Origin of the sequence: Streptomyces sp. SudanB182_2057 (assembly GCF_964272715.1) — a bacterium.
Classification (GTDB): Bacteria; Actinomycetota; Actinomycetes; order Streptomycetales; family Streptomycetaceae; genus Streptomyces; species Streptomyces rubradiris.
This window is the reverse complement of record NZ_OZ186798.1, coordinates 4,717,561-4,731,932: the sequence shown is the minus strand read 5'-3', so window position 1 is coordinate 4,731,932 and position 14,372 is coordinate 4,717,561. Positions and strand designations below refer to the sequence as shown.

The following is a 14,372-nucleotide window of genomic DNA, read 5'->3' as shown; positions in this document are numbered from 1 at the left end:
CTAGGAAGGGATGTCCTGCACTACTGCCAGGACCGTGCCCGGCTCGACCTGCTGTCCGGGCCTGGCGTGCAGGGCGGTGAGGGTTCCGGCGGCCGGTGCCGAGATCAGGTGCTGCATCTTCATCGCCTCCACCCAGATGAGCCCCTGGCCGGCCCGCACCGCCGCCCCTTCGGCCAGGCCCTCGGCGATCCGGACGACCGTGCCCGGCATCGGGGCCACCAGGGAGCCGGGGGCGAGCCGGGCGACCGGGTCGGGGAAGCGGGGCAGGGCGGTGAGGCGGGTGGTGTTGACGTGGATCTGGTCGCCGTAGCGGGCGACGGTGAACTTCCGCCGTACGCCGTCGATGTCCAGGACGACCAGGCGGGCGTCGGCGTGCACGACCCGCACCCCGTCGGCGGCGAGGCCGTCCCGGGTGTGCCGGTAGCGGACCTCGTGCTCCTCGCCGCCCATCGCGTACCGCTTCACCTGCGGCCGCGAGGGGACGTTGCGCCAGCCGCCGAACCGGGAGCGGCCGTGGGCGTCGGCGAGGGCGGCGGCCAGGGGGGCGTACGGGTCGTGGGCGGGCGTGGTCAGCGCGCCGAGGTGGCGGTCGTAGAAGCCGGTGTCCATGCGGGCCGCGGTGAACTCCTCGTGCCGCAGCGAGCGCACCAGCAGGTCCCGGTTGGTGACCGGGCCGTGGATCACGGCCGACTCCAGCGCGCCGGCGAGCCGGCGGATCGCCTCGGCGCGGGTGGGGGCGTGGGCGACGACCTTGGCGAGCATGGCGTCGTAGTGGACGCCGATGGTGTCGCCGTCGGTGTAACCGGTGTCCAGGCGGACGCCGTCCGGCACGGCGAGCCGGTGCAGGGTGCCGGTCTGGGGGGCCCAGTCGCGGGCCGGGTCCTCGGCGTAGAGGCGGGCCTCGACGGCGTGGCCGCGCGGGTGCGGGGGCTCGGTCCCCAGGGCGTGGCCCTCGGCGATCCGGATCTGCTCGGCGACCAGGTCCAGCCCGAACACGGCCTCCGTGACGGGGTGTTCCACCTGGAGGCGGGTGTTCATCTCCAGGAAGTGGGCGCGGCCGTCCGCGACCAGGAACTCGACCGTGCCGGCGCCGGTGTACGACACGGCGCGGGCGGCGCGTACGGCCAGCGTGCGCAACTCCTCCGCGAGCCCGGGAGTGAGCCCGGGCGCCGGGGCCTCCTCGACGACCTTCTGGTGCCGGCGCTGGAGGGAGCAGTCGCGGGTGCCGAGCGGCCAGACGGTGCCGTGGGCGTCGGCGAGGATCTGCACCTCCACATGGCGGCCGCGCTCCAGGTACGGCTCCACGAACACCTCGCCGTCGCCGAAGGCGCTCGCGGCCTCGGCGCGCGCGCCCTCCAGGGCGGCCCGCAGTTCCTCCAGGCGGCGCACGATCCGCATGCCGCGCCCCCCGCCGCCCGCCGCCGCCTTCACCAGGACCGGCAGATCGGCCTCGGTCACCCCGGCCGGGTCCAGCGGGGCGAGGCCCATCAGCCGTTTGGCGCGGGTCTTGGACGCCATGGCCTCGATGGCCTCCGGCGGCGGGCCGATCCACACCAGGCCGGCGTCCCGCACGGCGCGGGCGAAACCGGCGTTCTCGGAGAGGAAGCCGTAGCCCGGGTGCACGGCGTCGGCCCCGGCCGCCAGGGCCGCCTTCACCACCAGGTCGCCGCGCAGATAGGTGTCGGCGGGCGCCGCGCCCGGCAGCCGTACCGCCGTGTCGGCCACGCGCGCGTGCAGCGCGTCCGCGTCGGCGTCGGAGTGCACCGCGACCGTCCCGATGCCCAGCTCACGGCAGGTGCGGAAGACACGGCAGGCGATCTCGCCCCGGTTCGCGACGAGCACACTGGAAATCATGGGGTCCCTCACATCCGGAAGACGCCGAAGCCGCCGCGCGCGCCCTCGTAGGGCGCGGTGTGCAGGGCGGACAGGCACAGGCCGAGGACGGTACGGGTGTCGCGCGGGTCGATGACGCCGTCGTCGTACAGCCGCCCGGACAGGAACATCGGCAGCGACTCGGCCTCGATCTGCTGCTCCACCATCGCGCGCAGGGCCGCGTCCGCCTCCTCGTCGTACGGCTGCCCCTTGGCCGCCGCCGACTGCCGGGCGACGATCGACAGCACGCCCGCGAGCTGCTGCGGGCCCATGACGGCGGACTTGGCGCTGGGCCAGGCGAACAGGAACCGGGGGTCGTAGGCCCGGCCGCACATGCCGTAGTGCCCGGCGCCGTACGACGCCCCCATGAGCACCGACAGATGGGGCACCCGGCTGTTGCTCACCGCGTTGATCATCATCGAGCCGTGCTTGATGATCCCGCCCTGTTCGTACTCCTTGCCGACCATGTAACCGGTGGTGTTGTGCAGGAACAGCAGCGGGATGTCGCGCTGGTTGGCGAGCTGGATGAACTGGGCGGCCTTCTGCGACTCGGCGCTGAACAGCACGCCCTGGGCATTGGCCAGGATGCCGACCGGGTAGCCGTGCAGGGCGGCCCAGCCGGTGACCAGGCTCGTGCCGTACAGCGGCTTGAACTCGTCGAAGTCGGAGCCGTCCACGATCCGGGCGATCACCTCGCGCGGATCGAACGGGGTCTTGAGGTCCTCCGGGACGATGCCGAGCAGTTCCTCGGGGTCGTACTTCGGCGGCTCGGCCGGGCCGGGGTCGGGGTGGGCCTTGCGGTGGTTGAGGCGGGCCACGACGCGGCGCGCCTGGCGCAGCGCGTCCGGCTCGTCCAGCGCGAAGTAGTCGGCGAGCCCGGACACGCGCGCGTGCATCTCGGCACCGCCCAGCGACTCGTCGTCGCTCTCCTCGCCGGTGGCCATCTTCACCAGCGGCGGCCCGCCGAGGAACACCTTCGCCCGCTCCTTGACCATGATCACGTGGTCGGACATGCCGGGGATGTAGGCGCCCCCGGCGGTGGAGTTGCCGAAGACGACGGCGACGGTCGGGATGCCGGCGGCGGAGAGCCGGGTGAGGTCGCGGAAGATCGCCCCGCCGGGGATGAAGATCTCCTTCTGGGACGGCAGATCGGCGCCTCCCGACTCCACCAGGCTGACGCAGGGCAGCCGGTTGGCCAGGGCGATGTCGTTCGCGCGCAGCGCCTTGCGCAGGCTCCAGGGATTGCTGGCGCCGCCGCGCACGGTCGGGTCGTTGGCGGTGATCAGGCACTCCACGCCCTCGACCACCCCGATCCCGGTGACGAGGGAGGCGCCCACGGGATACTCGCTGCCCCAGGCGGCCAGCGGGGACAGCTCCAGGAACGGGGTGTCGGGGTCGAGCAGCAGCTCGATCCGTTCGCGGGCGAGCAGCTTGCCGCGTTTCCGGTGCCGGGCGACGTACTTCTCGCCGCCGCCCGCGAGCGCCTTGGCGTGCTCGGCCTCCAGGCCGGCGAGCTTGGCGAGCATCGCCTCGCGGTGGGCCCGGTGCTCGGGGGCGGCGGGGTCGACAGCGGTCCGCAGGACGGTCACAGCAGGGCCTCCGGGATGTCCAGGTGGCGGGAGCGCAGCCATTCGCCGAGGGCCTTGGCCTGCGGGTCGAAGCGGGCTTGCGCGGCGACGCCGGCGCCGAGGATGCCCTCGACCACGAAGTTGACGGCGCGCAGGTTCGGGAGCAGGTGCCGGGTGACGGGCAGGTCCCGGCTCTCGGGGATCAGCCGCCGGAAGGCGTCGGCCGTCAGCGTGTGGGCGAGCCACCGCCAGGCGTCCTCGGACCGGGCCCACACCCCGACGTTGGCGTTGCCGCCCTTGTCCCCGCTGCGGGCGCCGATGACCAGGCCGAGCGGCGCCCGCCGGGTCGGTCCGGGCGGGAGCGGCTCCGGGAGGGGCGGATCCGGTACGACGGCCAGGGGGCGCGTCTCCCGGGGCGGGGGTACGGGGACGCGGCGGCCGTCGTGGAGGACGGCGACGTGGGAGACGGACACGGGGGCGGTGGGCACGGGGGCGGTGGGCACGGGGGCGGTGGGTACGGTGTCCACGCCGGGAGCGGATTCGTGTGTTGCGGCCCCATGTGGGGTGCCCACATGGGGCACGTACACATCCTCGAAGACCCCATAAGGTGAGCCCTTCCCGGGTGGGGCCAGCACATGGAAGCCGGGGTAACTGGCCAGTGCCAACTCCACCGCGGCCCCGCTCAGCGCGCGCCCCACGACCTGCTGGTCGGGGTCGCGTACGACGAGCCGCAGCAGCGCGCTGGCCGTCTCCTCGGTGTCCGCGTCGGCCCGGTCGGTGCGTACCAGCTCCCAGCGCACCTCGCCGGGCGGCGACTTGGCGAGCGCGTCCGCGAGCTGCTCGCGCACCAGCGCCGCCTTGGCCTCGATGTCGAGCCCGGTGAGGACGAAGACGACTTCGTTGCGGAAGCCGCCGAGCCGGTTGAGCCCGACCTTGAGCGTGGGCGGTGGTGCCTCCCCGCGCACCCCCTCGATCCGCACCCGGTCCGGCCCCTCCTGGACGAGCCGTACGGTGTCCAGCCGGGCCGTGACGTCGGGTCCGGCGTACCGGGCGCCGCCGGTCTCGTACAGCAGCTGGGCGGTGACCGTGCCCACGTCCACGAAGCCACCGGTGCCGGGGTGCTTGGTGATCACGCTGCTGCCGTCGGCGTGGATCTCGGCGAGCGGGAAGCCGGGCCGGCGCACGTCCCCCTCGCCGAAGAAGGCGTAGTTCCCACCGGTCGCCTGGGTACCGCACTCCAGCACGTGTCCGGCGGCGACGGCGCCGGCGAGCCGGTCGTGGTCGTCCGGCCGCCAGCCGAAGTGCGCGGCGGCCGGCCCGGTGACCAGCGCCGCGTCGGTCACCCGGCCGGTGACCACCACGTCGGCGCCCGCCCGCAGGCACTCGGCGATGCCGAAGCCCCCGAGGTAGGCGTGGGCGGCGAGGGTGCCGGGGTAGGCGGCGGTCAGGTCGTCGCCCTCGACGTGCGCGACCCGCACCGGGATGCCGAGCCGGTCGGCCAGGTGCCGTATCTCCCCGGCGAGACCAGCGGGGTTGAGGCCGCCCGCGTTGGTGACGATCCGTACGCCGCGTTCGTGGGCGAGGCCCAGGCAGTCCTCCAGCCGGCGCGGGAAGGTGCGGGCGTATCCGGCGGACGGGTCCTTCAGCCGGTCGCGGGCGAGGATGAGCATGGTGAGCTCGGCGAGGTAGTCACCGGTGAGGACGTCGACCTCGCCGCCAGTGAGCATCTCGCGCAGGGCGTCGGAGCGATCGCCGTAGAAGCCGGAGAAGTTTCCTATGCGCAGCGGTTTCACCGGGCGGCTCCCTGTGCCGGGCGGCCGGCGCCCCGCGTCGCCCCGTCGGCCGCCGTGCGCGGGCGGCCGGTGCCCGGCGGGCCCGCGAAGGCCTGGGCGATGCCGAGCCAGCGGTCGGCGTCCGGGCCCGTGGCCGTCAGGGCGAGGTCGGCGCGGTGGGCGCGCTGGGTGACCAGGAGGCAGAAGTCGAGGGCGGGGCCGGTGACGCGCTGCGCGGCACCCTCCGGGCCGTACGTCCACACCTCGCCCGAGGGCGCGAGCAGTTCGACCCGGAACTCCTCGGTCGGCGGGGTCAGTCCGCGCACCCCGTAGGCGAAGTCGCGGGTGCGTACCCCGAGCCGGGCCACATGCCGGAGCCGGTCGGTGGGTGGGCGCACCACACCCAGGGCGTCGGCGATGTCCAGGCCATGGGCCCAGGTCTCCATGAGCCGGGCCGTCGCCATGGAGGCTGCCGACATGGGCGGGCCGTACCAGGGGAAGCGGGCGCCGGGCGGGGCGGCGAGCAGGGCCTCGCGGAGGGCGGTCCGCCCGGCGCGCCAGGCGGCCAGCAGGTCGGCGGGCGGGAGCGCGGCGCCCTCCTCGGCCCCCTCGTCCACGAACGTGCCGGGGGCGGCGAGCGCCTTCTCCACCAGCTCCCGGAAGGCATCGGGGTCGGTGACGGCGAGCAGTGCCGAGCGGTCGGTCCAGGCGAGGTGCGCGATCTGGTGGGCGACGGTCCAGCCGGCCGCAGGAGTCGGCAACTCCCACTGCTCCAGCCTCAACTCGGCCGCTAACAGGTCGAGTTCACCGCTCTCGGCACACAGGTCGTCGATGACGGGCGTCGGGTCGGCCATGGGGGGAGCATGGCAGCGCCACCGGAAACAATCAAGCGTGCTTGCATGATTCAGGCCGCCGTCACACCGCTTCCAGCGGCGGGTGGACCGGCTCCCAGCGGGCCTGGCGGACCCGGCGGACCACTTCCGTCAGCGGGATGCCGGGCAGGTCCGCTTCCCGGTGCCAGCCGTCGGTCTCGGCGGCTGGGCGGGCGTACGGGTTCTGGGCGTCACCGAGCCGGTCGCCCTGGTCGTGGATGAGCAGGCCGTACCGGTCGACGCACCAGAAGCGGCGAGCGCCTCGGACCCGGACAGGCCCTCGGCGATCAGGGCGTCCCGCAGTTGGTCAGCGATGCCGGTGGCGGCGGTACCCGCGCCGGAGACGACGATCCCGTGCTCGGGCAGGGGCAGGCCGCCGGACGACCACTTGCGGTGACGGCCGAGGCTACTGGCCCTCGGCCGGCAGCGCGGCCTTGCCCCGGCCTATCTGGGTGCGGACCGCGCCGATACTCGCGGCGATGACCAGGGCGATGGCCGCCGCCTCGGTGGGGTTGAGGGACTGGCCCAGGATGAGGAAACCGGCCGTGGCGGCGATGGCGGGTTCCAGGCTCATCAGGACGGCGAAGGTGGAGGCCGGCAGGCGGCGCAGGGCCAGGAGTTCGAGGGTGTAGGGCAGCACCGAGGAGAGCAGGGCCACCGCCGAGCCGAGGGCGACGGTGGTGGGGTTCAGCAGACGGGTGCCGGCCTCGGCGATGCCGAGGGGGAGGAAGAGCAGGGCGGCCACGGCCATGGCCAGGGCCAGGCCGTCGGCCTGGGGGAAGCGGCGGCCCGTGCGGGCGCTGAAGACGATGTAGGCCGCCCACATGGCGCCGGCGCCCAGCGCGAAGGCGACACCTATGGGATCCAGATTGCCGAAACCCCCGCCGCCGAGCAGGAACACGCCCGCGAGGGCGAGGCCGGCCCAGAGCGCGTTGAGCGCGCGGCGGGAGGCCAGGACGGACAGGGCCAGCGGGCCGAGGACTTCGAGGGTGACCGCCGGGCCCAGCGGGATACGGTCGACCGCCTCGTAGAACAGGCCGTTCATCGCGCCCATGGTGATGCCGAAGACGATCACCGTGCCCCAGTCGGCGCGCGAGTGGCCGCGCAGCCGGGGGCGGCAGACCAGGAGGAGGACGACCGCCGCCGCGACGAGGCGCAGGGTCACCACGCCCAGCGCGCCCGCCCGGGGCATCAGGGTGACCGCCAGCGCGCCGCCGAACTGCACCGAGATGCCGCCGGCCAGCACCAGCCCGACCGGGCCGAGGGAAGCGAACCGGCCGGGAGTGCGCGGGCCGGACGCCCCTGGTGACGGGGAGGACGCCGGTGACGTCGAGTTCGCGGCGCTGGGGGTGTTGACGGTGCTCACGGCGGTCCCGGTGCTGGGTCGGATCAGATCATGTACATCTCCATGTACTACCGAGTCCAGGGTAATGGACTTCGTCAGGGGTGTGAACCCTTTATGGAACTGACCTGGACGGTGAGCCCCTGGGCCGAGGGGGAGCCGGGCCCCGGTCACCGGGTGCCGTCCGTCCGGTCCAGAGCCTGAGCCAGTACCTCCGCCAGGTGGCGGCCCCGGACGTCGGCGAGCTGGTCCAGCTGGGTACGGCAGGAGAAACCGTCGGCCAGGACCACCGTGTCCTCGGACGCCTCCCGCACCGAGGGCAGGAGCTGCTCCTCCGCGCAGGCCCGGGAGACGTCGAAGTGGCCCTTCTCGAAGCCGAAGTTTCCCGCCAGGCCGCAGCAGCCTCCGCTCAGTTCGCCGGTGAGGCCGGCGGCGGCGCGCAGCCGGCGGTCCGGACCGTCGCCGAGCACCGCGTGCTGGTGGCAGTGGGTCTGGCCGGCCACCGGCCTGTCGACGGCGGGCGGGGTCCAGTGCGGGACGTGCCGCTCCAGGGTCTCGGCGAAGGTGAGGACCGCGGCGGACAGCCGGGCGGCCCGCGGGTCGTCGGGCAGGAGTTCCGGGAGGTCGGTGCGGAGGGCGGCGGCGCAGCTCGGTTCCAGCACGACGACCGGCACCCCTGCCCGCAGCACCGGTTCCATCAGGTCCAGGGTGCGGCGCAGCACCGTACGGGCGCGGTCGAGCTGGCCCGTGGAGACGTAGGTCAGGCCGCAGCAGACCCGGGCCCGGCGGGCGGTGAGCAGCGCGGCGGCCGACCGGGTCCTGCCGTCGCCGATCGCCCCCTCGCGCGGCAGCAGCGTCGGCGGGAGCGCCACCCGCAGCCCGGCCGCCTCCAGCACGCGGACGGCGGCCTGCCCGACGGACGGTGCGAGGTGCTCGGTGAAGGTGTCGGGCCAGAGGACGACGAGGGTGCCGGGGGTGGGGACGGGGAGGGCAGTGGGGGCGGGCGTGGCAGTGGGAGTGGGCTTCCGGCTGCGCCACCACGCGGTGAACGTCCGGGGCGCCAGGCGGGGGATGTCCCGTTCCGGGGCTATCCCGGCCAGGTGTTTGCCGAGGCCGGCCAGGGGGCGGACGGCCGCCAGGGTGTTGAGCAGCGGGGCCAGGTGAGCGCGGGACGCCCAGCGGAGCCATTCCGGGAGGCGGCCCATGCTGTGGTGGGCGGCCGGGCGGCGGCGGCCGGCGTAGTGGTGGTGCAGGAACTCGGCCTTGTACGTGGCCATGTCCACGCCGACGGGACAGTCGGAGCGGCAGCCCTTGCAGGACAGGCAGAGGTCGAGGGCGCCCAGGACTTCCGGTGACTGCCAGCCGTCGGCGACCAGGTCGCCCGCGAGCATCTCGTGCAGCAGCCGGGCCCGCCCCCGGGTGGAGTGCTCCTCCTCGCCGGTCGCCCGGAAGGAGGGGCACATGACGGCCGGGCCGGAGACGGTCGTCGTACGGCACTTGGCCACGCCGACACAGCGGCGGACGGCAGCGCGGAAGTCGCCGCCGTCGGCCGGGTAGGCGAAGGCCACGTCGACCGGCCGGCGGGGCAGCACCGAGAAGCGCAGGTTCTCGTCCAGCCGGGCCGGGCGGACCAGCATGCCGGGGTTGAGGAGGTCGTCCGGGTCCCACACCGCCTTGGCCCGCTCGAACAGAGCGACCATGTCGGCGCCGTACATCCGCGGCAGCAGTTCCGCGCGGGCCTGCCCGTCGCCGTGCTCCCCGGACAGGGAGCCGCCGTGGGCCACGACCAGGTCGGCCAGCTCCTCGGAGAAGCGGCGGAAGCGGCCGACGCCCGCCTCGGTGAGCAGGTCGAAGTCGACGCGGACGTGGATGCAGCCGTCACCGAAGTGGCCGTACGGCGTGCCGCGCAGTCCGTGGGCGGCCAGCAGTGCTCGGAACTCGCGGAGGTACCCGCCGAGGCGGGCGGGCGGGACCGCGCAGTCCTCCCAGCCGGGCCACGCTTCGGAGCCGTCGGGCATGCGGGTGGCGGTGCCGGCCGCGTCCTCGCGGATGCGCCACAGACTCCGCTGGGCGGCCGGGTCGGTCACCACCAGGGAGTCCACGACGTCGGCCGCGCGCACGACCCGCTCCGCACGCGCGCGGGCCTCGGCCGCCGTCGCCCCGCCGGTCTCCACGAACAGCCAGGCGCCTCCCCGGGGCAGCCCGGCCCCGGCCGGCACCAGGTCGGCGGCCATGCCCTCCACCGTGAGCGGGCCGAGCGGCAGCAGACCCGCGGCGGCCTCGGCGGCGGCGCTCTCGTCGGCGTACGCCAGCACGGCCAGCGCCCGCGCGCGGGGGTGGTCGACCAGGCGGACCACGGCCTCGGTGAGGATGCCGAGGGTGCCCTCGGAGCCGCAGAAGGAGCGGGCGACATCCGCGCCCTTCTCGGGCAGCAGCGCGTCCAGCGCGTACCCGGAGATCCGGCGGGGCAGGTCCGGGAACCCCGTCCGCAGCCGGGCCAGTTCTCCCTCGGCCAGCTCGCGCAGCCCGTCCGGGGCGCCCGCCCACCCCTGCCCGAGCCGCAGCCGGCGCCCGCGCGCGGTGATCACGGACAGCTCCCGCACGCTGTCCGCGGTGGTGCCCCAGGCGACCGAGTGGGAGCCGCAGGAGTTGTTGCCGATCATTCCGCCGAGCGTGCACCTGCTGTGCGTGGAGGGGTCGGGGCCGAACCGCAGTCCGTGCGGGGCGGCGGCCTCCTGGAGCCGGTCCAGGACGAGCCCCGGCTGCACGACGGCCGTGCGGCTGCCCGGGTCCAGCTCCAGCAGAGCGGTCATGTGCCGGGTGAAGTCCAGCACCACGCCCGTACCCGTCGCCTGCCCGGCGATGGACGTGCCGCCGCCGCGCGCCACCACCGGCACCCCGCGCTCCCGGCACACCTCCAGCACGGCGGCCACGTCGTCGGCGTCTTTCGGGGCCACGACGCCCAGCGGGACCCGCCGGTAGTTGGACGCGTCCATGGTGACCAGCGCCCGTGAGGTCGCGTCGAACCCGACCTCGCCCCGGACGGCCTTGCGCAACGCCCTCGCGAGCGCGGCGACATCCGTTTCCCCGACGTCCCCTGCGACTTCTTCCCCACGATCCGTCATGCGTCCAGGATGCATCCGGCCACGCACAGTCACCGAAAGTTTTCCACAGGTGCGCACTAATAGTCGTACGACATCACAAGTCCACGACCTGGTGATCTCGTCTCATCGAACGGACAGAACTCCACCCGGGCTTCTTCCAGCGGCTAACCTCCTCCCGTGGCCGACATCCAGATTCCCGCTGACATCAAGCCCGCCGACGGACGTTTCGGCGCGGGCCCCTCCAAGGTGCGGACCGAGGCGCTGGACGCCCTCGCCGCCACCGGCACGTCCCTGCTGGGCACCTCCCACCGTCAGGCGCCGGTCAAGAACCTGGTCGGCAAGGTCCGCGAGGGCATCTCCGAGCTGTTCTCCCTGCCCGAGGGCTACGAGGTCATCCTCGGCAACGGCGGCTCCACCGCCTTCTGGGACATCGCGACGCACGGCCTGATCGAGTCCAAGTCCCAGCACCTGAACTTCGGCGAGTTCTCCTCCAAGTTCGCCAAGGCCGCCAAGCTCGCGCCCTGGCTGGCCGAGCCGACCGTCATCGCCGCCGACCCCGGCACCCACCCGGAGCCGAAGGCCGAGGCGGGCGTCGACGTCTACGCCTTCACCCACAACGAGACGTCCACCGGTGTCGCCATGCCGATCAAGCGGGTGGCCGGCGCCGACGAGGGCGCGCTCGTCCTCGTGGACGCCACCTCCGGCGCGGGCGGCCTGCCGGTCGACATCGCCGAGACCGACGTCTACTACTTCGCGCCGCAGAAGTCCTTCGCCTCCGACGGCGGCCTGTGGATCGGCGTGTTCTCCCCCGCCGCGATCGAGCGCGCCGAGCGCGTCCACGCCTCCGGCCGCCACGTCCCGGAGTTCTTCTCGCTCCCGACGGCGATCGACAACTCCCGCAAGAACCAGACGTACAACACCCCGGCCCTCGCCACCCTCTTCCTCCTCAACGAGCAGCTGGAGTGGCTCAACGGCCAGGGCGGCCTCGCCTGGTCCACGGCCCGCACGAAGGACTCCTCGACCCGCCTGTACACCTGGGCCGAAGAGTCCAAGTACGCCACCCCGTTCGTCTCCGACCCGGCCAAGCGCTCCCAGGTCATCGGCACGATCGACTTCGCCGACGAGATCGACGCCGCCGCCGTCGCCAAGGTGCTGCGCGCGAACGGCATCGTGGACACCGAGCCGTACCGCAAGCTCGGCCGCAACCAGCTGCGTATCGCGATGTTCCCGGCGATCGACCCGGCGGACGTCGAAGCGCTGACGAAGTGCGTGGACTACGTGATCGAGAAGCTCTGACTTCTCGTCCTACGACGACGAAGGGCGCCCGGTGCTTGCCGGGCGCCCTTCGTGTGTACGAGGCGTCATGCGAACTGGCGGATGAACGCCTGCCAGGTGTCGCGGGAGACGGTGAGAAGGGGGCCGTCGTGTTGCTTGCTGTCACGGACGGCTCGGCCTCCGGGGGCGGTGTCGGCGACCTCGACGCATTCACCTAGCTGCGAAGAGTAGGAGGACCTACGGAACGGGCTCACGACTGCTGCCACGACATGCCTTCCTCGATGGCTTGTAGCTTGTTCAGGATGAGCTTCGCGCTTTCCTCGGGCGTCAACGCGGAGGAACAGAGCAGGTCGAACGAACCGGCGTACACCGCCAGGTCAGCCGGGGATTCGACGATCGACGTGCTCATCAGGTCGTCCATGGTCACTGCCTCGATTGCCGACTCCGAGTCGAAGCTGAAGGCCGCGAACGCGTTGGCGGCGGCCACCAGCGAGCCCGCGCTGAACGGCAGCACCCGTACGGTGACGTTCTCCCGCTCGCCGGCCTCAAGAAGCGCCCGCAGCTGCTCCCGATGCGTCTCGATGGTCGACAGAGGGTGTTCGATGACCGCCTCCCAGATGACGGCAGAGTACTTGGCGCCGCCCTCCGCGATCCTCTCCTGTCGTCGTCTCCTCACCTCGATCAGCTGCGCGATGTAATCAGGGGACAGGGTGGTGGGTCCGCCCTTGATGACCGCCTCGCTGTAAGCGTCGGATTGCAAGAGCCCCGGGATCAGCACAGGTTGCCATTGGCGGATATAGCGCGCGTCGTCCTCCAACGCGATGTGATCGAGGTAGCCAGACCGTATGTGCGTCGCATACTGGAGCCACCAGCCACGCTTCTTGGGGTGCTTGGCCAACTCCTCCAGCTTGATCCGAACTTCTGGCTCAGTGATCCCGTACGCCTCCAGCAGCAGCCGTACTTCGATCACGCGCGGTGTGGCATGCCCGCTCTCAATGCGGCTGATCCTTGCCTGACTCGTGGCGATCACCTCGGCGGCCTGCGGCTGGTCGAGCTTCGCGGCCTGCCGGTACTGCCTGAGTGCCGTGCCAAGTCGCCTGCTGCGTACGGTCGGTCGTCCACCTGCGGGCATGGGATCTCCCCTCTTCTCCCGGAAACCCTGCCACACCTATTCACCAAGAGACGCGGACATAACTCGATCGAGTGAAACCGCTGCATGTATTTCTCGATTCCCATTGCATCGGTTCCGCATGTATTTCTAGGTTCTGCGCATGCCCTCAACCGAGACGTTCCACATCCCCACGCACCGGCGGCACGTGCCGACCGCTCGGGACTACGTCCGCAAGGCCCTCGCCGACTGGGGAATCACCGAGGAACTCGCCGACCGGGCCACCCTGTCGGCCAACGAACTCGTCACGAACGCCGTGAGCCACTGCCGGGTTTCCGACGCCCGGGTCCGGGTCACGCTCGCTCTCTGCCGCTGCGAATTGGTCCTGGAGGTATCCGACCCGGACCGGGACCGGCTGCCCCTGCCTCGCTGCCCCAGCCCGGACGAGGAGGGTGGGCGCGGGCTGGCGCTGGTGGACGCGTTGGCCGACGCGTGGGGGCACCGGCAGGGGCCCTACACCAAGACCGTCTGGGCCCGCTTCACCCTCCCGCCCTCAGAGGCCCCCCACGTTTTGGACCACCCGTAACACAACAGGGGGGTCCTCAGACCTTGATGCTCCGCCGCACCCGAGCGATCACCTGCTGCGCCTCCGCGCCGAACACCGCCGACTCCGCGAAGGTGTCCCACACGCGGCGGTACAGGGAGATCGTTTCGGCGTCGTCCAGCCAGAGTTCGGCGTGCCAGTCCTCGACCACGACCAGACGTTCGTCCAGCACATCGAACGAGTTCCCCATCGTCAGGGGCAGCGTGCCGTCCAACGGGACGATCCCCAGGTTGACGGTGTCCATGCCCACCACGCCCAGCAGTCGGTCGAGTTGGGCCGCCAAGACGTCCGGCGGACAGATACGGCCCCACAGCACGCTTTCAGGCATGAGCAGGTTCAACCGCTTGCCCGGCCGGTACAGCCACTCCTGCCGTTTCATACGGGCCCGCACCGCGGCTTCCGTGTCCCTCGGCGACTGCTGGAGTGTGGCGTGCCGCTCGAAGACGTGCCTGGCGTAGTCGGCCGTCTGGAGAATGCCGCTGACGGCGGCGGTGCTCAGCGCATGCTGTGTCGTGCTGTTGGACACGAGGGTGTTCCAGGTTTCCTGGACCGGAGCGTGCCCTGCCGCGAGCTGACGTCGCCACGATCGGATGTGGCTCTCGAAGCCCCGTAGCCGGGACCGCAGTTCCGGGAACACGGCAGGCTGCCCGACGGCCTCGGCCCATGCTCGCAGGTCGTCGTCCGTGGGGGTCTGCCTGCCGTTCTCCAGCTTGCTGACCTTCGACTGCCGCCATCCCAGCCGCTGCGCGAGCTGGACACCGGTGAGCCGGCCTTCGGGGCCTTCCAGGCGCAACTCCCTGAGCCGACGGCCTAGTTCCTCACGCGCCCTCTGATAGTCCGTACTCACCGGTCACC

11 protein-coding genes and 1 pseudogene are annotated in these 14,372 nt (G+C 72.6%); 2 read left to right on the top strand and 10 right to left on the bottom strand.

The annotated features are described in order from the left end of the window. From ACSURM_RS20835 to ACSURM_RS20805, 7 genes and pseudogenes are all read right to left on the bottom strand, one after another. Nucleotides 1–1,854, bottom strand: a complete 1,854-nt coding sequence (locus ACSURM_RS20835) for an acetyl/propionyl/methylcrotonyl-CoA carboxylase subunit alpha (RefSeq protein ID WP_436956985.1) — start codon at nt 1,852–1,854, stop codon at nt 1–3. 8 nt (nt 1,855–1,862) lie between these two features. Then, nucleotides 1,863–3,461, bottom strand: coding sequence for an acyl-CoA carboxylase subunit beta (locus ACSURM_RS20830; RefSeq protein WP_436956984.1), 1,599 nt, complete (start codon nt 3,459–3,461; stop codon nt 1,863–1,865). After that, a complete protein-coding gene (locus ACSURM_RS20825) occupies nt 3,458–5,233 on the bottom strand; it encodes an acyclic terpene utilization AtuA family protein (RefSeq protein ID WP_436956982.1) in 1,776 nt (591 codons plus the stop codon). Before ACSURM_RS20825 ends, ACSURM_RS20830 begins: the two co-directional genes overlap by 4 nt. Further along, nucleotides 5,230–6,066 (bottom strand): TIGR03084 family metal-binding protein, encoded by an 837-nt coding sequence (locus ACSURM_RS20820; protein WP_436956980.1) that lies wholly within the window; start codon nt 6,064–6,066, stop codon nt 5,230–5,232. The genes ACSURM_RS20825 and ACSURM_RS20820 overlap by 4 nt, the downstream gene beginning before the upstream one ends. Nucleotides 6,067–6,127: 61 nt before the next feature. Further along, a pseudogene (locus ACSURM_RS20815) lies at nt 6,128–6,399 on the bottom strand (malic enzyme-like NAD(P)-binding protein). Between the two features lie 91 nt (nt 6,400–6,490). Then, entirely contained in the window at nt 6,491–7,450 is a 960-nt protein-coding gene (locus ACSURM_RS20810) for an EamA family transporter (RefSeq protein WP_436956979.1), read from the bottom strand. Between the two features lie 146 nt (nt 7,451–7,596). Next, entirely contained in the window at nt 7,597–10,551 is a 2,955-nt protein-coding gene (locus tag ACSURM_RS20805; RefSeq protein ID WP_436956977.1) for an FAD-binding and (Fe-S)-binding domain-containing protein, read from the bottom strand. A gap of 156 nt (nt 10,552–10,707) precedes the next feature. Here ACSURM_RS20805 and serC point away from each other — a divergent pair, with 156 nt between their 5' ends. Further along, the gene (gene serC / locus ACSURM_RS20800) at nt 10,708–11,826 is read left to right on the top strand and encodes a phosphoserine transaminase (protein ID WP_436956976.1); all 1,119 of its coding nucleotides are present in this window, start codon (nt 10,708–10,710) and stop codon (nt 11,824–11,826) included. Between the two features lie 65 nt (nt 11,827–11,891). Here the strand turns inward: serC and ACSURM_RS20795 are convergent, their stop codons facing one another. Beyond that, nucleotides 11,892–12,059: a DUF397 domain-containing protein gene (locus tag ACSURM_RS20795; protein ID WP_436961149.1), complete on the bottom strand. Its 168-nt coding sequence runs from the start codon at nt 12,057–12,059 to the stop codon at nt 11,892–11,894. After that, nucleotides 12,056–12,937 (bottom strand): helix-turn-helix domain-containing protein, encoded by an 882-nt coding sequence (locus tag ACSURM_RS20790; protein ID WP_436956974.1) that lies wholly within the window; start codon nt 12,935–12,937, stop codon nt 12,056–12,058. The genes ACSURM_RS20795 and ACSURM_RS20790 overlap by 4 nt, the downstream gene beginning before the upstream one ends. 139 nt (nt 12,938–13,076) lie before the next feature. Here ACSURM_RS20790 and ACSURM_RS20785 point away from each other — a divergent pair, with 139 nt between their 5' ends. Further along, entirely contained in the window at nt 13,077–13,499 is a 423-nt protein-coding gene (locus ACSURM_RS20785; RefSeq protein WP_436956972.1) for an ATP-binding protein, read from the top strand. Nucleotides 13,500–13,515: 16 nt separating this feature from the next. Here the strand turns inward: ACSURM_RS20785 and ACSURM_RS20780 are convergent, their stop codons facing one another. Further along, complete coding sequence (locus ACSURM_RS20780) at nt 13,516–14,364, bottom strand: helix-turn-helix domain-containing protein (protein ID WP_436956971.1); 849 nt, start codon at nt 14,362–14,364, stop codon at nt 13,516–13,518. Nucleotides 14,365–14,372: the final 8 nt, after the last annotated feature.